The sequence below is a fragment of the Aeromonas sp. Marseille-Q5825 genome (assembly GCF_946892685.1).
In the GTDB taxonomy this organism is placed as follows: Bacteria; Pseudomonadota; Gammaproteobacteria; order Enterobacterales; family Aeromonadaceae; genus Aeromonas; species Aeromonas rivipollensis.
In genome coordinates this window covers 1,005,875-1,026,867 of record NZ_CAMPOU010000001.1, presented here as the reverse complement: position 1 = coordinate 1,026,867, position 20,993 = coordinate 1,005,875, and the positions used below count along the sequence as shown (strand labels likewise).

Genomic DNA, 20,993 nt, shown 5'->3' with positions numbered 1-20,993 from the left:
AATCAGTAAGTCCGGACCTTGGGCGGGAACGCCTCACGGGTCTTGGGTGACATGTTGACCGCGCGACGGGTCATGGACTCGGTGTCCGGATGATAGAGGCTGTGGCACAACCAGCTCTCGTCGTCACGCTCCGGGAAGTCGAAGCGGCTATGGGCGCCCCGGCTCTCGGTACGGAAGTTGGCGGCAACTGCGGTGGCAAACGCCGTCTCCATCAGGTTGTCCAGCTCCAGGCACTCGATGCGCTGGGTGTTGAACTCCTTGGAGGTGTCGTCCAGACGGGCATTCTTGAGGCGCTCGCGGATGAGTTTCAGCTCGGCCAGCCCTTCTGCCATGGCGTCCCCTTCACGGAACACGGAGAAATTGTTCTGCATGCAGCGTTGCAGGTCACGGCGGATCTCGGCGGGATCCTCGCCATCGCGGTTGTTCTCCCAGCGATTGAAGCGGGCCAGCGCCGCGGCGATATCGGACTCGGACGCATCGCGGCCATGATCCATCTCGCCCAGGGTCTCCACCAGGTGCATGCCGGCGGCACGACCGAATACCACCAGATCCAGCAGGGAGTTGCCGCCGAGGCGGTTGGCACCGTGCACCGAGACGCAGGCTATCTCCCCCACTGCGAACAGGCCGACCACGGGGACGTCGTTGCCGTCTTTATCCTGGGTCAGGCACTGGCCGTTCACGCTGGTCGGCACGCCGCCCATCATGTAGTGGCAGGTCGGGATGATGGGAATGGGTTCCTTGACCGGATCCACGTGGGCGAAGGTGCGAGAAAGCTCGCAGATGCCCGGCAGACGGGATTCCAGTACCTCTTTACCGAGGTGATCCAGCTTGAGCTTGATGTGCGGGCCCCAGGGACCGTCACAGCCACGGCCTTCGCGGATCTCGATCATGATGGAGCGAGCCACCACGTCGCGACCGGCCAGGTCCTTGGCGTTGGGTGCATAACGCTCCATGAAGCGCTCGCCATCTTTATTGAGCAGATAGCCGCCTTCACCACGGCAACCCTCGGTCACCAGTACCCCTGCCCCGGCGATGCCGGTGGGGTGGAACTGCCAGAACTCCATGTCCTGCACGCCAACCCCGGCACGCAGTGCCATGCCGACGCCGTCACCCGTGTTGATGTGGGCATTGGTGGTGGACTGGTAGATGCGACCGGCGCCGCCGGTGGCGAGCACCGTGGCCTTGGCCTTGAAGTAGACGACTTCGCCGCTCTCCATATCGATGGCGGTACAGCCGACGATGTGGCCGTCCTGGTTCTTCACCAGATCCAGGGCATACCACTCGGAGAAGACGGTGGTCTTGTTCTTGACGTTCTGCTGATACAGGGTATGCAGCAGAGCGTGACCTGTCCGGTCAGCAGCAGCCGCGGTACGGGCCGCCTGCTCGCCGCCAAAATTCTTGGACTGACCGCCGAAGGGGCGCTGATAGACAGAGCCGTTGTCGAAGCGGGAGAAGGGCAAGCCCATGTTCTCCAGCTCATAGATGGCCTCGGGGCCCGTCTTGCACATGTATTCAATCGCTTCCTGGTCACCGATATAATCGGAGCCCTTGACGGTGTCATACATGTGCCACTGCCAGTTGTCGTCATGGGCATTGCCCAGGGCGACCGTGATCCCGCCCTGGGCGGAAACCGTGTGGGAACGAGTCGGGAAAACCTTGGAAAGCAGTGCGCAGCTCTTGCCGGACTGGGCAATCTGCAGCGCGGCGCGCATGCCGGCACCACCGGCACCGATCACGACCGCATCAAATTCACGAGTTGGAATAGTCACCTTACACACCCCACAGCACGACGAAACCCGTCATCAGATAGACGAACAGCACCACCACCAGCGCAAACTGCAGCGCACCGCGCAGCCCGACCGGCTTGATATAGTCGGTCAGCACCTGCCACAGACCGATCCAGGCGTGGATCAGGACGCACAAGAGCGTCAGCAGGGTGAAGACCTTGGTGAAGGTTGTGGCGAAGAAGCCGGTCCACACCTCGTAGGTAATGTCGTTGAAGGCGACAAAGCCGACCAGGTAGAGGACGTAAGCCGTCATGATGAGGGCGGTGGCGCGGATCAGGATGTAATCATGAACACCGCTGCGCCCGAAAGTTGCAGAATTGGTTACCATACCAGTACCCCCGCCAATACCGCCAGAATCCCGGTAATCACGAAGCCCACCCGGGCACTCTGATTCGCGGAATCCAGCTCTTCCCAATGCCCCATGTCCATGACCAGGTGACGCAGGCCGCCCACTATGTGGTATGCCAGCGCAGTCAGGATCCCCCACAACACGAACTTGACCAGGAAGTTGTCCATGATGGCAACGACGGTTTCAAATCCTTCGGGAGAGGAGAGTGAAGTACCAAGCATCCACAGCAAGATGGCCAGCGCCACAAAGGTGATGACCCCTGAGACACGGTGCAAGATGGAAGCGATGGCGGTGACAGGAAAGCTGATCGTTTGCAGGTCGAGGTTTACAGGTCTCTGTTTATTTTTCACGGCTTTGCCCACTCAGCTCCATTGAGCACGTTAGTTATTGTTTTCACACGCTTTGAGGGCTAGGAGTGGCATTTGTTAGGTTTTTGTTACCAAAACAACTCGGAAAAGCCAAAAACAACATTTTAGATATCACATCTGGCTTTGCGAAAGCGTTTCAAACACCGACGGCCATCACCCACGAGGCGCAGTATATCGGCGGCCTTAACCAATGACAATCAATTAGCTACATAGAAAACCCAAAACCGTAAACCAGATCTCACAACCGCTTTAACAAGTCATTAATGATCATTCAGGAAAATTGACAAGAAGGTGGTTCTCTGGTTCAAATAAGGCGCTCCAGCCGCCGTGGTACGGGTAAGAACCTTTGCCAGCGTCATGAAAGTCGTAATAAAGTAGGACTGGAACCAAATTATAAAAGAGCAAAGGAGACGTGCTATGGCTGATAAGATAGCCACCCTACATCTGCCCGGAAAAGAGCCGGTAGAACTACCGATCCTGTCCGGTACTGTTGGACCCGATGTAATCGATGTCAGAAAACTGGGCGCGCAAGGGTATTTCACCTTCGACCCCGGCTTTATGGCCACCGGTGCTTGCAAATCATCCATTACCTATATCGACGGAGATCAGGGTGTCTTGCTGCACCGTGGTTATCCCATCGCCCAGTTGGCCACCCAGGCCAGTTACCTGGAAGTCTGCTACATACTGCTGTACGGCGAGGCGCCCACCAAGACGCAATACGCGGAATTTGAACGCCTGGTCACCCGCCACACCATGGTGCATGAGCAGATCGCCTTCTTCTTCCGCGGCTTCCGCCGTGACTCCCACCCCATGGCGATCATGTGCGGTGTGGTCAGCGCACTGTCCGCCTTCTATCACGATGCCCTCGACATCAACAACGAAGAGCATCGCGAGATCTGCGCCTTCCGTCTGCTCTCCAAGATGCCGACCCTGGCCGCCATGTGTTACAAGTACTCCATCGGCCAGCCCTTCATGCAGCCGCGCAACGCCCTCTCCTATGCCGGCAACTTCCTGCACATGATGTTTGGCGTGCCGACCGAAGAGTACAAGGTCAACCCCATCGTCGAGCGGGCCATGGATCGCATCTTCACCCTGCATGCGGATCACGAGCAGAACGCCTCCACCTCCACGGTGCGTCTGGCCGGCTCCTCCGGTGCCAACCCGTTTGCCTGTATCGCCGCGGGGATCGCCTCCCTGTGGGGACCGGCCCACGGTGGTGCCAACGAAGCCTGCCTCAAGATGCTCGAAGAGATTGGCTCCGTGGATCGCATCCCCGAGTACATTGCCAAGGCCAAGGACAAGAACGACCCCTTCCGCCTGATGGGCTTTGGTCACCGGGTCTACAAGAACCACGATCCCCGTGCCACAGTGATGCGCGAAACCTGCCACGAGGTACTGACCGAGCTGCAGATCAAGGATCCGCTGCTGGATGTGGCCATGGAGCTGGAGCGCATCGCGCTCTCCGACCCCTACTTCATCGAGAAGAAGCTCTACCCGAACGTGGACTTCTACTCCGGCATCATTATGAAGGCCATTGGCATCCCCATGTCCATGTTCACCGTGATCTTCGCCATCTCCCGCACCATCGGCTGGATAGCCCATTGGAACGAGATGCACTCGGACCCGGATCAGAAGATCGGTCGTCCGCGTCAGCTCTATACCGGCCTGGCCCAACGGGATTTCACTCCGCTCGATCAGCGCTGATCCGGCAAGTTGTCATGGTTTGTTACAAAGGCGGTCATTGACCGCCTTTTCATTTGAGGGTTTAATCGCGCCCTTTTACGCCAAGGACACCCGTCATGAAAGCTCCCCTGCTCCTCTGCGCCGCCCTGTTGCTCGGCGCCTGCCAGAGCACCCCGACCACAGAGACCCTCTATATCCAGGACAAGCTGGCCGACTGCGTCGGTGTCGCCCCCATGAAGTGCATGCAGGTGCGCAGCCAGCCCGGTGAAAGCTGGACCCTCTTCTACCAGCAGATCGAAGGCTTCACCTTCGAGCCCGGTTTCCGTTATCAGCTGGAAGTGCGCACCGAGCAGCTCACCGACGTGCCGGCGGACGCCTCCTCGGTGCGCTATCAGCTGATCAAGGTGGTGAGCAAGCAGGCCGTTCGCTGAGCCTTGAGGGCCGCGGTTCAGTTTGCGCGCCCCTTGGGTTATGCTGACCCCCTTCTTTCATGGGTTGACCAGGGGCGCACGCCCTCCAGTACGATGATCAAGATAAGAACCATACGGCCCCCAGACTGGCCCGCCATCATGGCCATTCAGAGCGAGTGCTACCACCAGCTGGAGCCCGAGCCCCTCGAGGTGATGAGCAACAAGGCAGAGCTCGCCCCCGCCTGCTGCTGGGTCGCCGAGCGTCAGGGCCGGGTACTCGGTTACCTGCTCTGCCATCCCTGGCGCGCCCACTGCCCTCCTCCGCTCTCGCAACCCTTGCAGCCCCTCACCGACCACGAGGAGTTCTACCTGCACGATCTCGCGGTCAGTGGCGAGGCGCGAGGCCTGGGGGTGGGCCAGCGGCTGCTCGCTACCGCTCTCGCCTTTGCCAGCGATGAGGGTTACCAGCATGCCGGGCTGGTGGCGGTACAGGATGCCCCGGCCTTCTGGCGCAAGCAGGGCTTCGTGCCAGCCAGGACCCCCAAGTCGCTGGAGGAGTACGGCGAGGGCGCCGTTTATATGCGGCTGCCTTTGACCGAACCGGCCTGAGGCCCAGTTCAAGCCCAATAAAAAAGGCGCCTTTCGGCGCCTTTTTTCACTTCATCGGTTCATCAAGCCTTGAACTTACTGAAGACCAGAGAGGCGTTGGTACCGCCAAAGCCGAAGCTGTTGGACATGACGGTATTGAGATCGGCGGTTTCGTAGGCGCGCACTATGGGCAGACCCACGGCCTTCTCGTCCAGGTTCTCGATGTTGATGCTGGGGGCGATGAAGCCGTGTTCCATCATCAGCAGGGAGTAGACGGCCTCGTGCACACCGGCGGCGCCCAGGGCATGACCCGTCATGGCCTTGGTGGCGGAGAGCTTGGGCGCATTGCTGCCAAACAGGGTCTGGATGGCTTCAAGCTCCTTGGTATCACCGACCGGGGTGGAGGTACCGTGGGTGTTGATGTAGTCCACGGAGCCGACGTCCTTCATCGCCATCTTCATGCAACGCACAGCGCCTTCACCGCTCGGGGCGACCATGTCGTAGCCGTCGGAGGTGGCACCGTAACCGGTGATCTCGGCGTAGATGTGGGCACCGCGGGCCAGGGCATGTTCCAGCTCCTCGACCACCAGGATACCGCCGCCACCGGAGATGACGAAACCGTCGCGGTCCGCATCATAGGTACGGGACGCCTTTTCCGGGGTGTCATTGTACTTGGTGGAGAGGGCGCCCATGGCATCGAACTGTATGGTGGAAGACCAGTCCAGCTCCTCGCCGCCGCCGGCGAAGACGATGTCCTGCTTGCCAAGCTGGATCAGCTCCAGTGCGTGGCCTATGCAGTGGGCAGAGGTGGCACAGGCGGAGCTGATGGTGTAGTTGACACCCTTGATCTTGAACGGGGTGGCCAGGCAAGCAGAGGTGGTGGAGGACATGGTGCGCGGCACCATGTAGGGACCCACGCGCTTGACCCCTTTCTCACGGGCAATGTCCGCAGACTCCGAGGTGTTCTTGCCGGAGGCGCCGCCTGAGCCGACCACTATGCCGGTACGCTCGTTGGAGACCTGATCCTCTGGCAGACCCGCGTCAGCGATGGCCTGCTCCATGGACAAATAGGCATAGGCCGCGGCGTCACCCATGAAACGCATGACTTTACGGTCGATCAGTTCAGACGGATCGAGTTTGATGTTACCCCAGACACGGCTGCGCAGGTTGTACTGTTCAAACTGCTCGGAATAGGTGATGCCGGATTTGCCTGCTTTCAGGGAGGCCAGCACCTCTTCCTTGTTGTTGCCGATACTGGAGATGACGCCGATACCGGTGATCACTGCTCTTCTCATTAATTCATCTCGTCTGGAAAAACTGGCACCGAGTCTACCCGCTTTCGGCTGCCAAACTGGTCTGCTTTCACGTAGAATGCCCGCGAATTTATGACGCGAGCAGAGGAAAACGTGAGTCAAACATCCTTACATCATGCCCGATTGGACTGGAATGAAGCGGGAACTCCAGTCTCCAGTGAGTTCGGGGATGTGTACTTTTCCAATGATAACGGTCTAAGTGAAACCCGCTACGTCTTTTTATTGCAAAATCACCTACCGGCACGATTTTCGCACCACGATAGTGACAGTTTCGTGATTGGCGAAACAGGTTTCGGCACAGGTCTTAACTTTCTGGCGACAATGGCCGCCTTCCTGGAACAGGCGCCCCAATCCGGCGACGGCTCGCGCCTGCACTTCATCAGCTTCGAGAAATACCCCCTGGCCCAGGCCGATCTGCGCAAGGCCCTGGCGGCCTGGCCCGAGCTGGCGTCCTTAAGCCAGCCTCTCATCGACCAGTGGCCGCTGCCGGTATCCGGCTGCCACCGTCTGCTGTTTGCCGGCGGCCGTATCCGCCTCGATCTCTGGCTTGGCGACATCAAGGAGATGCTGCCCCAGGTGCCTCACGGGCCCCAGGGCCTGGTGGATGCCTGGTATCTGGATGGCTTCTCGCCGGCCAAGAATCCCGAGATGTGGACGCAAGCACTGTTCGATGGTCTCGCTCGCCTCGCCCGCCCCGCCGCGACCCTCTCCACCTTTACCTGCGCCGGTTTCGTGCGCCGCGGCCTGATTGACGCCGGTTTTGCCATGAAGAAGGTGAAGGGGCACGGCAGCAAGCGGGAGATGCTGGCAGGGAGGCGGGAGGGCAAATCGCCCGAGCAGAGCATCTCCCCCTGGTATGCCCGCCCCGCCGGCCGTGACGACGAGGTGCTCATCATCGGCGGCGGCATCGCCTCGGCCATGACGGCACTGTCGCTGGTGGAACGGGGCCGCAAGGTGACCCTGTTGTGTGCAGAGGGCGAGCCCGCTACCGGCGCCTCCGGCAACCGCCAGGGGGCCCTCTATCCCCTGCTCAATGGGGAGCACGATGCGCTGTCGCGCTTCTATTCCCTGGCCTTCGGCTATGCCCGCCAGCGGCTGCAGGCCCTGGCCGCGCGCCATCCCGTCGCCTTCTCCCTGTGCGGCGTCACCCAGCTTGGCTATGACGAGAAATCCGCCGCCAAGCTCGCCAAGATGGGTCAGGGCCCCTTCCCCCCCGAGCTGATGCACCCACTCTCTGCCTCAGAAGTTGAGCAGGTGGTCGGCCTGCCCTGCGGTCATGGTGGTGTCAGCTATCCCCTGGGGGGCTGGCTCTGCCCGGCGGATCTCACCCGCGCCGCCCTGAAAGAAGCGCAAGCCAGCGGCCTGCTGCGCCTTGAATACCACACACCAGTGAGCACCATTACCGAATTGGCGGACGGCTGGCAGGTGGAGAGCCAGGATGGCCGCCAGTGGCTGGCCCCCAACCTGGTGGTGGCCGCCGGTCACCAGCTGCCCGCCCTGATCCCCTTTGCGGAGTTGCCGCTCTACCCGGTGCGCGGTCAAGTCAGCCATGTGCCGACCACGGCGCGGTTAAGCCAGCTCAGGACGGTACTCTGTTACGACGGCTACCTCACCCCGGCCCACGACGGAGCGCACTGCATCGGGGCCAGCTATGGCCGCAACCAGAGCACCCTCGCGTATAGTGCCGAGGAGCAAGTTCAGAACCAGGCGCGGCTGCAAGCCTGCCTGCCGGATCAAAGCTGGCCTGCCGAGGTGGATGTGAGCGGCAAGGAGGCGCGAGTGGGAGTGCGCTGCGCCAGCCGGGATCACCTGCCGGTGGTGGGGTCAATCGCCAGGCTGGCGGCGCTGGCGGATCACGACCCTAAAGCGCCCGCGGATCAGCAGAGCGCGCTGCCCCTGCACGCCGGTCTCTATGTGCTGGGCGCCCTCGGCTCCCGGGGTCTGTGCTCGGCGCCGCTCTGCGGTGAGCTGGTCGCGAGCGAAATTTGCGGTGATCCACTGCCACTGGCCGCCGATCTGCTGGAGGCGCTCCATCCGGCCCGCTACTGGGTGCGCAGGCTGCGCAAGGGCAAGCCGCTACGGGACTAGGCCAAGGAGGCGCGGCGGCCGCTGCCGACCGCCGCACCATCCAGCGCGCCAATAAAAAAACGGGCTTCCCCAGGGAAGCCCGTTTTTTATTGGCGATGACGCTCAACTGCCCTCTGGCCAGATGACCCCGAGCTTGCGCCCCCTATCGGTCTGCTGCGCCAGGGTGGCGAATCGATCGCGGGTTGCCTCCAGCACTGCCTGCCCCTGTTGCCAGCCCTGATACTGCAAGGCGGCGCAATCCTGGGCGACGGGCAGCTGGGCGAGCCGGATGCCAAGCTGGCTGACGCTCTCCAGCAATATGTCCTTGTGACGGCTCTCGTAGTCGAACATGGCCGCCACCAGCTTGTCCCACTTCTGCCGCTCCACCGCGGACGCCCTGCCCTTGTCCATCCAGTTCGGCACCCTGACCTGGATGCGGGCCGTCACGCTGGCCTGATCCAGCTCGCAGCGCGCCGGGGTCGCCCTGGTCTGCAACTGCCAGGAGAGCCGATAGCTGGCCCTGCCGATATGGCCATCGGCCTGGGCCGGTGCCTGCCTGGCTATCTGGCGCATCACGGCAGCCACATCGGCCCCTGACACCCGATAGAACTGGAAATCGACCTTGATATCGGGCGCCACCCGAATACCTGCATAATGGGAGGGTGCCGCTCCGATTGAGGCGGCATATATGAGGGCCGCCACCGCCCCTGTCTTGCTGAAGAATCCCATCGTTGTGCTGCCTTGCTCCTTGTGAGTCCGGCGTAATTTCAATTAATAATCAATGAATTAATAGTCAGTGTGGGAGATTAACCGCGATCAGGGACGCTGTCACCTGCTCTCGGTGCCGGGGGCGGCAAAGGGGCGGGATCCGACCCTGTTCCGGATGGGGATTTGCAAGGGAGATCACAGCCAGCCACCATCCCCATGGTGAATTACTCCTTATGAGGTAATAATCCCGGCGTTTTTGTTGGCACATGTCGAGCTAGCCAGTCCAACCCTCTGCTCAGCCCGCTAGATGCCCGACGTCACTCCATACTCAGGAACCTATTTATGATGGAACTCCTTATTGGCACCCTGGTCACCCTGGCCGTGGGTCGCTACATCTTCAAGGGCTATTCGGCGACCGGGGTGCTGCTCAGCGGCGGCCTCTTGCTGCTGGCGATCACCGCCCTGATGGGCAAGGCGGTGCTGCCTGCCAGCGTCGCTTCCACCGGCCACGTGGCTACCGACGTGTTCGAGTACGTGCGCTTCCTGCTGGTGGACAGGGGCGGTGGCCTCGGCATGCTGATCATGGTGCTGTGCGGCTTTGCCGGCTACATGAGCCACATCGGCGCCAACACCATCTTGGTGAAACTGGCCAGCAAGCCCCTCGGCATCATCAAGTCTCCCTATATCCTGCTGGTGGCCGCCTACCTGGTGGCCTGCGCCATGTCGCTGGCGGTGAGCTCGGCGACCGGCCTTGGCGTGCTGCTGATGGCGACCCTGTTCCCGCTGATGGTCAACATGGGGATCTCCCGTGGCGCCGCGGCTGCGGTGTGCGCCTCCCCGGCCGCCATCATACTGGCCCCCACCTCGGGGGACGTGGTGATGGCCGCCCAGGCCGCCAACATGGAGCTCATCGAGTTTGCCTTCAAGCTGACCCTGCCCATCTCCCTGACGGCCATAGCCGCAATGGCGGTGACCCACTTCTTCTGGCAGCGCTATCTGGACAGAAAGTCCGGCGAGCACAACGAGGCGGTTGCCCCGAGCGATCTCATCACAGATGCCCCCGGCTTCTACGCCATACTGCCGTTCACCCCCATCATCGGCGTGCTGCTGTTTGACGGCAAGCTTGGCCCCAAGCTCGACATAGTCACCATCATCGTCATCTGCCTGGTGCTGGCCGCCCTGCTGGAGTTGATGCGCAAGCGCAACGGCAAGGAATTGCTGGACGGTCTGCAGGTGTGCTGGCGCAGCATGGCTGACGCCTTCGCCGGCGTGGTCATGCTGCTGGTCGGTGCCGGGGTCTTCGCCCAGGGGCTGATGGGGCTCGGCTTCATCGCCAACCTCCTGGATCTGGCCCAGAGCTTTGGCACAGGCGGCATCATCATCATGCTGGTGCTGGTGGTCATCACCACCCTGGCTGCCTTCACCACGGGTTCCGGCAACGCCCCCTTCTACGCCTTCGTGGAGCTGATCCCGCACCTGGCCACCAGTCTGGGCGTCAACCCCGCCTACCTGGTCATCCCCATGCTGCAGGCCTCGAACCTGGGTCGCACCATATCCCCGGTCTCCGGGGTGGTGGTCGCCTGTGCGGGCATGGGCAACCTCTCCCCGTTCGAGGTGGTCAAACGCACCTCTATGCCGGTCGCCGTCGGCCTGCTGGTGGTGATCCTGGCCACCCAGATCCTGGTGCCTGCCTGAGTACCGTCTGACTCTTTTCCAGCCCGGCGCCTGCCGGGCTGGCATCCCCCCCACCCCTTGCAGTAGACTCGGTGCTCTTTTTCCCTAAGGAGGACCGAGCCTTGAGTATTACGGTTCAACTTGCCCACTTCAGTGACTGCCATTCCCATTTCGATGGCGCGCCCATGCGCTTCTCCCCTGAGGGTGAGTCCGAGTGGCGCACCCAATGTGGCGGCTACGGCCGCATCCTGACCCGGCTGACCGCCCTGCGCCAGCAGGCCGCCGCCGCGGGCCAGACCTGCCTGCTGCTGCACGGGGGTGACACCTTCCAGGGGTCGCTCTATTTCAACCGCTTCAAGGGACGGGCCAACGCCGACTTGCTCGGCCTGCTGCGACCGGATGCCATGGTGATCGGCAACCATGAATTCGATCTCGGCAACGGCCCGCTGGTGGAGTTTCTGCGCCAGCTCGACTATCCGGTGCTGGCCGCCAACCTCGACAGCAGCCAGGAGCCGGCCGATGCCCCGCTGCGGCTGCACGGCTTGCCACAGCTGTTCGATGCGAGCCGCCCCTGGCACAGACGCGTCATCGACGGCGTCCCCTTCGCCCTGCTCGGCATCACCTTGCCGCAGATGGCCGCCATCGCGAGCCCGGATCCCCACACCCGCTTCCACGGCATAGAGGAGACCCTGAGCGCCGCCCTCGGCGAGATCAAGGCCGAAGGAATAGCGCACATCATATTGCTCAGTCACCTGGGGCTGGAGCAGGACAAGCGGCTGGCGGCCCGCTTCCCCGAACTCAGCCTGATTGTCGGCGGCCACACCCACAGCCAGCTGGGGGATCTGGCCCCGCTCGGGCTGATAAGCGAGGGGAGCTACCCCTTGATGATCGAGGGGGTCGCCATACTGCATGCGGCCCACAGCGCCCTCTGCCTCGGGGTGTGCGAGCTGGAATTTGATGAGCGCGGGCGAGTTTGCCAAAGCCGCGGCCAGCTGGAGTGGCTGCCCTGGCAGCCCTGGCCCTTTGCCTCGCCCCCGCCCGCAGGCCTCCATTTCTGCGAGCCAGCTCCCGAGCTCGAGCAGCACCTGGCCAAACGTTACCGGCCCGAGCTCGAGACCATGACCCGGCGCATAGTTACCCGCCTCGCCGGGCCACTGCACCATCAGCGCCTGCCCGATGCCGCCCTGCCCGCCGGCAGCCAGGTCGCCCCCCTGGTAGCCCAAGCCATGCTGGCCGGTGCCCGCGAACAGGTGGGTCAGGTGGATTTTGCCCTGCACAACGCAGGGGGGGTGCGCTGCTCTCTCGAGCCCGGGCCCTTAAGCGAGGCGGACATCGCCGGGCGCCTGCTGCCCTTTGCCATCCCGCTCACCCTCTACCGGGTGCACGGCCATGAACTGGCGGAGGCGCTGGAGGGGGCCATCGACAACGCCACCAACAACGGCGTGGTCGGCAATGGCAGCGGCAGCTTCCCCTATACCGCCGGGATGCGCTTCAGTTATCAGGCCGACAGGCCCAAGGGGAGCCGGATCACCCGCCTCGAATGGGAGGCGAGCCCGGGTCAGTGGCAGAGCGTCGAGATGGATGCCATCTATCGGGGGGTCTCCAGCGCCTACACCGCCTCCGGCAAGGAGGGCTACACGGCCCTGGCCCGCACCCTGACCCAGCACAATCAGGAGCTCGGCATCACCCTGGCCGATGCCTTTATTCGCTGGGCCCGCCATCTGCCCGAGCTGGCCCCCCTGCCGCCGCTGGTGGAATACCAGGGAGCCAGTCCCATGGCCTGAGGCCCCTCATCGGGCCATCCCCTGTCAAGGCGCCGCTTTTCTTCGTGAGAGCGGCGCTTATTACATTTTTCGAGCACAGTCCCCAGCCCCATTGCAGCGGATTGCCGGCCTCGGCAACACCAAGCAACAGCGGGTCCCGCTGATCATTTAGCCCACTGCGGGCGCTGAAAACGCTACTTTTATACATTATTTCAAATACATCACCCCAGCCCATTGCATCGGACTGCCGGCCTCGGCAACACCAGGCACCGCCGTTCGTCTTGTGCAATGCAGGCACTGAAAACGTTACTTTTATACATTATTTCAAACACATCGCCCCAGCCCATTGCATCGGACTGCCGGCCTCGGCAAGATAGGCCCGCTTTTACGTCTTTCCCGCAGGAACAGGTCATCCATGAATCACGCCATCCGTTTTACCCCTCAGCGCTACAACCCCGGGCTCAAGCCGCTGGTTGTCCTGCTCACCGCCCTGATGGCGCTGCTGTTTTGCTTGCGTAACCCGCTGTTCCACGGCATGGCGCCCGGCTTTGATGCCTCCCTGTTCGCTGTGATGGGCAAGATGTGGAGCGAGGGGGGCGTGCTCTACCGGGACATGATCGACATCAAGGGCCCCATGATCTTCGCCCTCGACGCCCTCGGTTACCATCTGGGGGGCTTCTTCGGGATCTGGCTGCTGGAGTGGGTCCTCTGCTGGCTCGGCCTGCTTGCCAGCTGGCAGGCCTTCTCCCAGCTGGGTCTCTCCCTGCGGGCCCGCCTCGGCAGCATGCTGGCGCTCCTCGCGCTCTACAGCACCCGCTACTACTACGGCAACATGACCGAGGACTGGACCTTCCACCTGGCCCTCATCGCCCAGTGGGCCTTCATCACCTTGCTGCTGGACAAGCAGTTTCGCTGGGGCCCGGCCCTGGTGGCGGCCCTCACTTTCGCCATAGTGGCCTGGATGCGTACCAACAACGGCGCCTTCTGGGGGGCCTGGTATCTGGTGCTGTTCTGCCACTGGTGTCTGCGTGAGCAGTGGCGCTGCGCCTTCGGTCTGCTCTGCTCCAGCCTGCTGGGGCTGGCCCTGATCGGCGGCCCGCTGTTTGCCTACTTCCAGCACCACGGGTTGCTGGCCGAATTCAAATACTACGCCTTCGGCATCTTCTTCGAGGGGAGCTACGGCAACGGCTTCTCCCCGGAAGTGGGGGCCGTCGGCTTGCTGCGTACCGGCCTCGTCATGCTGCTGCCGGCCTTCATTGTGCTGATGCTGGGACGCCGCCAGGAGTGGTATCTGCCCGCCCTCTGCGCCACCCTGTTCGGCGTGCTCTTCACCCTGATTGCCAACTCCGTCTCCGGCCATGTGTTCGATCACTACGACGTGCTCTACCTGCAGCTTGGCCTGCTGCCACTCGCCTGCCTGCTGGATCGCAGCGAGCAGCAGTCCGATGCCCTGGGTCTGCTCTGCATCTCCCTGGTGGTGCTGACCGCGAGCTGGCTGCTGGCCCAGCAGCTCGGTTACGGCTGGAGCACCAAGGAGTGGTCGCTGCCGCGAGTGCGCGAAGTGCTCGGCAACAGTCTCTTGTGGGCCCTGCCGGTGCTCATCCTGGTGCCGCTCTGGCGCGCCTGGGATGTACGCAGCGCCACCCCCTGGCTGGCGTCGCTCGCCATGCTGGCACTCCTGGTCAACAACGCCTGGGAGGGCAACCTCAAGGGCAAGCCGTTCAATCCGCCGGCCCAGGTAAGGGTCGACAGGATCAAGGCCGAGACCGGGCCTGCCGACAAGATCTGGGTCGATGGCATACAGCCGCAATACTATCTGTGGACAGATCGCCAGCCCGCCTCCGCCTATCTGTTCTTCGCCAACGTCAACCCGCCCTATGACGTGCGCGAGCGGGTGCTGGCCGACATCAGGCGGCAGGACCCCAAGTTCATCATCGCCAAGCCGGAGCGGGTGGCAGAGCAGCTGAAAACGCCGAGCTCTCCCTCCAGCCTCGCCTTCTATCAATATCTGACGGACCGCTACGAAGAGGTGGATCCGGGTCTCTATCGCCGTCGCTGAGACCGGTTGACGAAAGTCGGGGCCGTTGCTGGCAACAGCGACGGCCCCTTTCATTGGTGTGCAGACGTGTGTTCAAGGGAGCCCATCATGATTACAATGGCGCTCTTTTTTAGTGTGAAGGGGGAGACATCATGGCCGAACTGACCTATCTGGGGGGCTATCCTGACCCGCTCAAGAGCCAGGTACAGCAGTTGATCGCGGCGGGAAAACTCGGCGAGATGCTGGCCAAACGCTACCCCGAGAGCCACCTCGTCCAGAGTGACAAGGCGCTGCTGGCCTATACCATGGAGCTGAAAAACCGCTACCTGAAAAGCTCGGCGCCGCTCTCCAAGGTGATCTTCGACGGCAAGATCAATGTGATCAAGGATGCCCTCGGCCTGCACACCTATGTCAGCCGGGTACAGGGCAACAAGCTCAAGGCCAAGAACGAGATCCGCATCGCCGCCCTGTTCAAGGAGGCGCATCCCGCCTTCCTGAAGATGATAGTGGTGCACGAGCTGGCCCACTTGCGGGAGAAGGATCACAACAAGGCTTTCTACCAGCTCTGTCAGCACATGGAACCGGACTATCATCAACTGGAGTTCGATCTCAGGCTCTGGCTCACCTGGCGTGACATCGAACGCTCCTCGGGCTGACCCTATCGACTGCAAGGAGGCAAGATGATCCCAGGGCACACTCGTTCAGGGCACAGCCGTCGTCATATCACGCCAGGCCGGATGCTGGCCCTGTGGCTCGCCGCGCTGCTGCCCTGCTCCCTGCAGGCCGCCGAACGCTGGCAGAGCAACGACTATCTGGTCCAGAGCTTCATGGAAGTCGCCATGAAGCGGGAATATGGGCATGAGGCCCAGGTACGCTTCTCCCGCTGGCAAGGCCCCATCCGCCTCAAGCTCATCAACGAATTTGGCGACAAGGCGCTGCAGGCCGAGGTGGTCAAGGTGCAGAGCCAGCATCTGGCCAGGATCACCGGCCACCCCATACAGCTCGTTAACGACAACCCCAATCTCACCCTCATCATGACAAGGCACCAGCAGATGGCCAGCTGGGCTGGCCGTACCATGCGCCAGGATGACTCTGTCAGCATTGCCCTCAAGGAGGGGATCTGCCTGGCCAATTTCGCCACCAATGCCCGCTACGAGATCACCCGTGCCACCATCATCATCCCGGTGGACTACAGCCGGGCCAAGGGCCGCTTCCTGGATTGCGTGGTGGAAGAGCTCACCCAGGTAATGGGGCTGCCCAACGACTCGAACAAGGTGTTTCCCTCCATCTTCAATGACAACAGCATCGACAGCTTCCCCACCGGCCTCGACTATGTGCTGCTCAAGCTCGCCTATCATCCCGCACTCCAGGCAGGGATGACGGCCGACGAGGTGCGCACTGCCCTGCCCATTGCCCTCAAGGCGCTTCGCGCCAATGGGGACATCGCGGAGGCCAACCAGCGGGTACAGAGCGGCAGCCTCAAACGCTGGGCCGGGCTCTGATTTTTCTGGCCTGGCTCAGTGCCCGACCCTTGCCCACAAACACGAAACGCAGCCTTGAGCTGCGTTTCGTTCAAATCGGGGTGAGAGCCTCACCAGGACAGGCAAATTGACAACCTGCCCCTGATCAGGCCTCGGCGCCTTCTGCCTCCGGCATCCAGCTCTCGGCGTTCTCCCATACTTCCTGCACCATGGTCTCGGCCAGTTCCCTGTCCTCCTTGCTGGCACGGCTGACCGTCAGAGCCATGGCACTGCCCGGGGCGACCCGCACATGCAGATCAGGGAATCGCTCGCCCAGTTGCTTGAGCAACTCCTGGCGCAGCGCCTCCATGGTCGCAGTGGGGATCTGATGTTTTCTGTCGATGATGATTTCCAGGCGCATAGGATAGGTCTCCATAATGGTTAACTGTATTTTTATACAGTAAAAACCAAAAGTAAAGGCTCAGCTTCTCGTTCCCCTTCCATCGCTCAACAATCCATCGTTCCCCCCTGTCATGACCACATCTGCATTCCCTCCAGCCCCCCTTCGTTGAGCGCGTTGCATCCTGCCTAGCCACCTCGGGAGAAAAAATGGTTGATATTGATTCTCATCCATCGCATCATTATCTTGTGTTATAACATAACAAAAAAGAGACAATCATGCGCCCCAACATCCACCCTGAATACCGCAAGGTCCTGTTTCACGATCTGGCCAGCAACACCTGCTTCCTGATCGGATCCACCTTGCAGACCGATCGCACCAAGCAAGGGGAAGATGGCAACACCTATCCCTACGTGACGCTGGATGTCTCCAGTGCCTCCCACCCCTTCTATACCGGCAAGCAGAAGCAGGTCGGCAAGGAAGGACAGGTCGCCCGCTTCGGTCAGCGATTCGGTCAATTCTTCAACAAAGGAAAAGAGACATCATGAAAGTGCTCACCTCCCTGAAATCAGCCAAGTCACGTCACCCGGATTGCCAGATCGTTCGTCGACGCGGCAAGCTGTTCGTGATCTGCAAGAGCAATCCCAGATTCAAGGCTCGCCAGGGCTGATCCCCACCCCTTGCAGTCCATGAATAACAAAAGCCCTCACCATGAGGGCTTTGTCATCTCTGGGAGCTTGCCGTGCCCGGCATCACAGGGGGGTGGCGCACTTGCGGTATTCGGTGGGGCTGACGCCGACCCGCTTTCGGAACACCCGGGAGAAGTAGAGCTGATCGTCATAGCCCACCTGCTGGCCTATGGTGGCCACCGACATGGGGGTGGTCTGCAGCAGCAGCTTGGCTCGCATGATCCGCTGATCCTCGCGCCAGCGCACTATGCTCACCCCCACCTGCTCGCGAAACAGGTGGGCGAGGCGCGAGGGGGACAAGAAGACCTGCTCCGCCAGCGCCTCCACCGAGATCTCGGCACAGAGCGACTCGCTCAGGATCTGGCACGCCTGGTGAACTCTGTGATCTATGGTGGGGTAGGCACTGAGGGAGGAGGCCTCGTAGCAGCGGATGAGCAGCCGCTCCAGCAGGTTCATGGCGAGCTGCTCCGACATGGGTCTGAGCTGCTGGTGGGTCTCTTCGATGTCGAGGAAGAGGGCGTCAAATTCGGCGAGCAACTGGCTGTCTGCCAGTTGCAATCGCCCCACCCGCTCCGTCACCTGGGGCCACTTGAGCCAATCTGCCCAATAGGCCCGCGGCCGGAAATAGACCCAGCGGTGATACCACTCCCGGGCATCCGGCGCCCGGCCGTAATAGTGCACGGCCGCCGGCGGGAACAGCAGCAGATCCCCTGGTTCCACGGTGAAGGCCTGATCCCCCTGAAAGATCTGCCCCTTGCCCCTGATGGTCAGGTTGACGATGAAACCCTTCATGCCCTGGGGGCGGTCGATGATGAAGTCGAGGGCGCTCCCCTGCTCTATGGGGGTCATGCCCGAGACCAGGAAGACGTCGAAGGCGTAACCCGGCAACAGGGGATTGAGTTGTTTCGGCTTCTCTTTTTGCATCGAAGACATGGCGGAAAACAGCGCTTGGGTAAAAAAATCGGCTTGGGCCATTGTAGAGATCCGGCGTTGGAACAACCTATTTTCGCAAGCGGCCTGATGTGAATTTATTGAACTGGCTCACAGCTTGCTCGAAGGAGGCACCAGACCAGCGAGGGCCGACCTGGTGCCTGAGGGCGCAGCAGCTCAGACGCGCGCCTTGCGCACCTGCTTGTAGCGGTCGAACAGCACGGCGGCGAGCAGGATAAGGCCGCGCACCACGTACTGGGCGAAGGGGGAGATGTTGAGCAGGTTCATGGCGTTCTCCATCAGCCCCAAAATCAGCACACCGGCGATGATGTAGGAGATCTTGCCAATCCCCCCCTTCATGGAGACCCCGCCCAGCACGCAGGCGGAGATGACCACCAGCTCGAAGCCGATGGATGTCATGGGCTGGCCCGAGGTCATGCGCGACGCCAGTATGATGCCCGCGATGGAGGCAATCAGCCCGGTCATGGTGAAGATGATGATCTTGGTGCGCACCACGTTGACCCCGGCGAGGCGCGCAGCCTCCTCGTTGCCCCCCATGGCCAGGGTGTTGCGACCGAAGGTGGTCTTGTTGAGCAGCAGGCCGAAGAGCACGAAGCAGAGGGCCGTCAGCCAGACCGGGGTCGGGATCCCGAGCAGGGCTGAGTTGCCGAGTTCGAAGAAGCCCTCTTCCACTATGCCGACCGCCTTGCCGTCCGAGATGATGTAGCCCACCCCGCGCGCCATCTGCATGGTGGCGAGGGTGGTGATGAGGGCGTTGATCTTGAATTTGGCCACTACGATGCCGTTGATGAGGCCAAACAGCACCCCCACCGACATGCCGGCCAGGATGCCGACCGTGATGCTCTCGGTGGCGTTGATGCCCACGGCGCAGGCGACGCCGGAGCAGGCCACCACAGAACCGACCGACATGTCGAATTCGCCGGAGGCGAGGCAGAACAGCATGCCGCAGGCCACCATGCCCGACATGGAGACGGCCAGCCCCAGGCCACGCATGTTGATCAGGCTGGCAAAATTGGGCACCAGCGCGCAGGCCAGCAGGAACAGGATGGCGAAGATCACCAGCATGCCGTACTGATCCCAGACTCGGGCCAGTTGCACTCTTGAGCCGGTGGCCGCCGAGACGGTCGCGGCCTGACCGGCAGAGGTAGTTGTTGTCATGGTATTTCTCCTAAAAATTCCGGGTGCTATCCCGTTGCAGTCACGGGGGATTAACGGGCCGGCATGGCCAGATTGAGCGCCTTGACCTCGTCGGCCTCGTCGTGGGAGAGCTCCCCTGCTATCACCCCCTCCCGCATGACCATGATCCGATCCGCGATGCCCAGCACCTCAGGCAGCTCGCTTGAGACCACCACCACGGCGATGCCCACCTTGGCCAGATCGTAAATCACGTTGTAAATCTCGTTTTTTGCCCCGACGTCTATGCCGCGGGTAGGCTCGTCGAGCAAAATCACCTTCATGTCCTCGGAGAGCCAGCGCCCCAGAATGGCCTTCTGCTGGTTGCCGCCGGAGAGGTTCATGATGGCCTGATGGGGGGACGGGGTCTTGACCCGCATATCGCGGATCCTGAGCCTCGCGTTCTCGTCCTCCCACTTCTGGTTGATCCAGAAGCCCCCCCACGCCTTATGGCGGCGGGCGCTGATGTTGATGTTCTCCTGCACCGAGTGAATGGGGATGATGCCGAGGGCCTTTCTGTCTTCGGTGCAGAGCATGATGCCGCTGTGAATGGCGTCGATGGGGTTGCGGATGGGCACCGGCTTGCCAAACACGGCAATCTCGCCGCTGCGCATCTTGTTGGCGCCAAAGATAAGCTTCATCAGCTCGCTGCGACCGGCCCCCACCAGCCCGAAGATCCCGAGGATCTCGCCGCGTTTCACTTCAAACGACACGGGAGCCTTGAGTCCCGGCCCCATCAGGTTATCTACCTTGAGGCCCACCTCGCCGAGTGCCCTCGGGCTGTAGCCATAGATGTCGGTCAGATCCCGCCCCACCATGGTCTTGACCAGCAGATCCCGGTTGACCTCGGCCATGGAGGCGAAGGTGCGCACGAACTGGCCATCCTTGAAGACGGTGATGGCATCGCACAGGGCGAAGATCTCGTCCATGCGGTGGGAGACGTAGAGAATGACCTTGCCCTCGTCCCGCAACTGGCGAATGACCCGAAACAGCTGATCTATCTCGCGAGACGACAGGCTGCTGGTCGGCTCGTCGAAGGCGATGACACTGGCATCCCGGGTCAGGGCCTTGGCGATCTCCACCATCTGCCACTGCCCCAGCGACAGGTACTTGAGCGGCGTCTCGGGGGAGACGTCCATGCCGAGGCGCGCCAGCTGTTTCGCCGCATCCTGATAGAGCTTCTCCCTGTCGATGACCCCGCGCCGGGTGGGCAGCTGGCCGAGGTAGATGTTCTCGGCGATGGTCATCTCGGGGACCAGATGCAGCTCCTGGTAGATGATGGCGATCCCGCTCTCCAGGGCGTCGACCGTGTCTTGAAATACCTTCTCCTGGCCGGCCAGCTTCACCACCCCCGTGGTGGGCGCCTGAAAGCCGCTCAAGATCTTGAGCAGGGTGGATTTGCCTGCGCCGTTCTCCCCCATCAGCGCATGCACCGAGCCCTGCTGGCAGGAGAAGGAGACGTTCTGCAGCGCCTTGACGCCGGGGAACTCCTTGCTGATGCCGCAAAACTCCAGATATGGAACTTGATTCATGACATGACTCCAGCCAGCCGGCACGGCGCAGGGCACCATG

20 protein-coding genes are annotated in these 20,993 nt (G+C 61.9%); 11 read left to right on the top strand and 9 right to left on the bottom strand.

Going from position 1 to position 20,993, the window contains the following annotated elements; all coding sequences use genetic code 11:
* Window positions 1–2: 2 nt before the first annotated feature.
* The 3 genes from sdhA to sdhC are packed head-to-tail and all read right to left on the bottom strand — an operon-like array spanning window position 3 to window position 2,498.
* Window positions 3–1,769 (bottom strand): succinate dehydrogenase flavoprotein subunit, encoded by a 1,767-nt coding sequence (gene sdhA / locus OC537_RS04775; RefSeq protein WP_106886997.1) that lies wholly within the window; start codon window positions 1,767–1,769, stop codon window positions 3–5.
* A gap of 1 nt (window position 1,770) precedes the next feature.
* Window positions 1,771–2,115: a succinate dehydrogenase, hydrophobic membrane anchor protein gene (gene sdhD / locus OC537_RS04770; RefSeq protein ID WP_005326929.1), complete on the bottom strand. Its 345-nt coding sequence runs from the start codon at window positions 2,113–2,115 to the stop codon at window positions 1,771–1,773.
* Window positions 2,109–2,498, bottom strand: coding sequence for a succinate dehydrogenase cytochrome b556 subunit (gene sdhC / locus OC537_RS04765; protein ID WP_025326734.1), 390 nt, complete (start codon window positions 2,496–2,498; stop codon window positions 2,109–2,111). Before sdhC ends, sdhD begins: the two co-directional genes overlap by 7 nt.
* A gap of 423 nt (window positions 2,499–2,921) precedes the next feature.
* On the opposite strand from sdhC, the gene OC537_RS04760 reads away from it, so the two are divergent.
* From OC537_RS04760 to OC537_RS04750, 3 genes are all read left to right on the top strand, one after another.
* Complete coding sequence (locus OC537_RS04760; RefSeq protein WP_041205909.1) at window positions 2,922–4,208, top strand: citrate synthase; 1,287 nt, start codon at window positions 2,922–2,924, stop codon at window positions 4,206–4,208.
* Window positions 4,209–4,303: 95 nt separating this feature from the next.
* Window positions 4,304–4,618 (top strand): DUF4377 domain-containing protein, encoded by a 315-nt coding sequence (locus OC537_RS04755; RefSeq protein ID WP_262109883.1) that lies wholly within the window; start codon window positions 4,304–4,306, stop codon window positions 4,616–4,618.
* Window positions 4,619–4,711: 93 nt separating this feature from the next.
* Entirely contained in the window at window positions 4,712–5,206 is a 495-nt protein-coding gene (locus OC537_RS04750) for a GNAT family N-acetyltransferase (protein ID WP_262109881.1), read from the top strand.
* Between the two features lie 62 nt (window positions 5,207–5,268).
* On the opposite strand, the gene fabB is transcribed toward OC537_RS04750, so the two are convergent.
* Window positions 5,269–6,480 (bottom strand): beta-ketoacyl-ACP synthase I, encoded by a 1,212-nt coding sequence (gene fabB, locus OC537_RS04745; RefSeq protein ID WP_111910965.1) that lies wholly within the window; start codon window positions 6,478–6,480, stop codon window positions 5,269–5,271.
* A gap of 90 nt (window positions 6,481–6,570) precedes the next feature.
* Between fabB and mnmC the strand changes: the two genes are divergently transcribed.
* Entirely contained in the window at window positions 6,571–8,586 is a 2,016-nt protein-coding gene (gene mnmC / locus OC537_RS04740) for a bifunctional tRNA (5-methylaminomethyl-2-thiouridine)(34)-methyltransferase MnmD/FAD-dependent 5-carboxymethylaminomethyl-2-thiouridine(34) oxidoreductase MnmC (RefSeq protein ID WP_262109877.1), read from the top strand.
* A gap of 102 nt (window positions 8,587–8,688) precedes the next feature.
* Here mnmC and OC537_RS04735 read toward each other — a convergent pair whose 3' ends face one another.
* Window positions 8,689–9,294, bottom strand: a complete 606-nt coding sequence (locus OC537_RS04735) for a DUF922 domain-containing Zn-dependent protease (RefSeq protein WP_262109875.1) — start codon at window positions 9,292–9,294, stop codon at window positions 8,689–8,691.
* A 321-nt stretch (window positions 9,295–9,615) separates the two neighbouring features.
* On the opposite strand from OC537_RS04735, the gene dcuC reads away from it, so the two are divergent.
* The 5 genes from dcuC to OC537_RS04710 all read left to right on the top strand — a co-directional run bounded on the left by dcuC (window position 9,616) and on the right by OC537_RS04710 (window position 16,250).
* Window positions 9,616–10,968 carry an anaerobic C4-dicarboxylate transporter DcuC gene (gene dcuC / locus OC537_RS04730; protein WP_163149057.1) on the top strand — a complete coding sequence of 451 codons (1,353 nt, stop codon included), beginning with the start codon at window positions 9,616–9,618 and terminating at the stop codon, window positions 10,966–10,968.
* Window positions 10,969–11,069: 101 nt separating this feature from the next.
* Window positions 11,070–12,731, top strand: coding sequence for a bifunctional metallophosphatase/5'-nucleotidase (locus OC537_RS04725; protein WP_262109872.1), 1,662 nt, complete (start codon window positions 11,070–11,072; stop codon window positions 12,729–12,731).
* 394 nt (window positions 12,732–13,125) lie between these two features.
* Window positions 13,126–14,769: a hypothetical protein gene (locus OC537_RS04720; protein ID WP_162627260.1), complete on the top strand. Its 1,644-nt coding sequence runs from the start codon at window positions 13,126–13,128 to the stop codon at window positions 14,767–14,769.
* Window positions 14,770–14,900: 131 nt separating this feature from the next.
* On the top strand, window positions 14,901–15,404 hold the full coding sequence (locus tag OC537_RS04715) for a M48 family metallopeptidase (RefSeq protein WP_106887006.1): 504 nt from the start codon (window positions 14,901–14,903) through the stop codon (window positions 15,402–15,404).
* 81 nt (window positions 15,405–15,485) lie between these two features.
* Window positions 15,486–16,250: a DUF2927 domain-containing protein gene (locus tag OC537_RS04710; protein WP_262110556.1), complete on the top strand. Its 765-nt coding sequence runs from the start codon at window positions 15,486–15,488 to the stop codon at window positions 16,248–16,250.
* A 124-nt stretch (window positions 16,251–16,374) separates the two neighbouring features.
* Here the strand turns inward: OC537_RS04710 and OC537_RS04705 are convergent, their stop codons facing one another.
* On the bottom strand, window positions 16,375–16,629 hold the full coding sequence (locus tag OC537_RS04705) for a DinI family protein (protein WP_025326722.1): 255 nt from the start codon (window positions 16,627–16,629) through the stop codon (window positions 16,375–16,377).
* Between the two features lie 257 nt (window positions 16,630–16,886).
* Between OC537_RS04705 and OC537_RS04700 the strand changes: the two genes are divergently transcribed.
* Both OC537_RS04700 and ykgO read left to right on the top strand, forming a co-directional pair.
* A complete protein-coding gene (locus tag OC537_RS04700; RefSeq protein WP_262109865.1) occupies window positions 16,887–17,156 on the top strand; it encodes a type B 50S ribosomal protein L31 in 270 nt (89 codons plus the stop codon).
* Entirely contained in the window at window positions 17,153–17,278 is a 126-nt protein-coding gene (gene ykgO, locus OC537_RS04695) for a type B 50S ribosomal protein L36 (protein WP_262109863.1), read from the top strand. The genes OC537_RS04700 and ykgO overlap by 4 nt, the downstream gene beginning before the upstream one ends.
* A gap of 82 nt (window positions 17,279–17,360) precedes the next feature.
* Here ykgO and araC read toward each other — a convergent pair whose 3' ends face one another.
* The 3 genes from araC to araG all read right to left on the bottom strand — a co-directional run bounded on the left by araC (window position 17,361) and on the right by araG (window position 20,953).
* Window positions 17,361–18,272 carry an arabinose operon transcriptional regulator AraC gene (gene araC, locus OC537_RS04690; RefSeq protein ID WP_163156424.1) on the bottom strand — a complete coding sequence of 304 codons (912 nt, stop codon included), beginning with the start codon at window positions 18,270–18,272 and terminating at the stop codon, window positions 17,361–17,363.
* A 132-nt stretch (window positions 18,273–18,404) separates the two neighbouring features.
* Entirely contained in the window at window positions 18,405–19,406 is a 1,002-nt protein-coding gene (gene araH / locus OC537_RS04685; protein ID WP_111910947.1) for an L-arabinose ABC transporter permease AraH, read from the bottom strand.
* Window positions 19,407–19,456: 50 nt separating this feature from the next.
* Window positions 19,457–20,953, bottom strand: a complete 1,497-nt coding sequence (gene araG, locus OC537_RS04680) for an L-arabinose ABC transporter ATP-binding protein AraG (RefSeq protein ID WP_262109858.1) — start codon at window positions 20,951–20,953, stop codon at window positions 19,457–19,459.
* Window positions 20,954–20,993 lie beyond the last annotated feature (40 nt).

Excerpts from the sequence above, each read along its gene's own strand:
- sdhD (WP_005326929.1), bottom strand. The coding sequence starts at position 2,115 with ATGGTAACCAATTCTGCAACTTTCGGGCGCAGCGGTGTTCATGATTAC.
- araG (WP_262109858.1), bottom strand. The coding sequence starts at position 20,953 with ATGAATCAAGTTCCATATCTGGAGTTTTGCGGCATCAGCAAGGAGTTC.
- OC537_RS04700 (WP_262109865.1), top strand. The coding sequence starts at position 16,887 with ATGCGCCCCAACATCCACCCTGAATACCGCAAGGTCCTGTTTCACGAT.
- OC537_RS04760 (WP_041205909.1), top strand. The coding sequence starts at position 2,922 with ATGGCTGATAAGATAGCCACCCTACATCTGCCCGGAAAAGAGCCGGTA.
- fabB (WP_111910965.1), bottom strand. The coding sequence starts at position 6,480 with ATGAGAAGAGCAGTGATCACCGGTATCGGCGTCATCTCCAGTATCGGC.
- OC537_RS04750 (WP_262109881.1), top strand. The coding sequence starts at position 4,712 with ATGATCAAGATAAGAACCATACGGCCCCCAGACTGGCCCGCCATCATG.
- dcuC (WP_163149057.1), top strand. The coding sequence starts at position 9,616 with ATGATGGAACTCCTTATTGGCACCCTGGTCACCCTGGCCGTGGGTCGC.
- araC (WP_163156424.1), bottom strand. The coding sequence starts at position 18,272 with ATGGCCCAAGCCGATTTTTTTACCCAAGCGCTGTTTTCCGCCATGTCT.
- araH (WP_111910947.1), bottom strand. The coding sequence starts at position 19,406 with ATGACAACAACTACCTCTGCCGGTCAGGCCGCGACCGTCTCGGCGGCC.
- ykgO (WP_262109863.1), top strand. The coding sequence starts at position 17,153 with ATGAAAGTGCTCACCTCCCTGAAATCAGCCAAGTCACGTCACCCGGAT.
- OC537_RS04715 (WP_106887006.1), top strand. The coding sequence starts at position 14,901 with ATGGCCGAACTGACCTATCTGGGGGGCTATCCTGACCCGCTCAAGAGC.
- OC537_RS04720 (WP_162627260.1), top strand. The coding sequence starts at position 13,126 with ATGAATCACGCCATCCGTTTTACCCCTCAGCGCTACAACCCCGGGCTC.
- OC537_RS04705 (WP_025326722.1), bottom strand. The coding sequence starts at position 16,629 with ATGCGCCTGGAAATCATCATCGACAGAAAACATCAGATCCCCACTGCG.
- OC537_RS04755 (WP_262109883.1), top strand. The coding sequence starts at position 4,304 with ATGAAAGCTCCCCTGCTCCTCTGCGCCGCCCTGTTGCTCGGCGCCTGC.
- OC537_RS04710 (WP_262110556.1), top strand. The coding sequence starts at position 15,486 with ATGCTGGCCCTGTGGCTCGCCGCGCTGCTGCCCTGCTCCCTGCAGGCC.
- OC537_RS04735 (WP_262109875.1), bottom strand. The coding sequence starts at position 9,294 with ATGGGATTCTTCAGCAAGACAGGGGCGGTGGCGGCCCTCATATATGCC.
- mnmC (WP_262109877.1), top strand. The coding sequence starts at position 6,571 with ATGACGCGAGCAGAGGAAAACGTGAGTCAAACATCCTTACATCATGCC.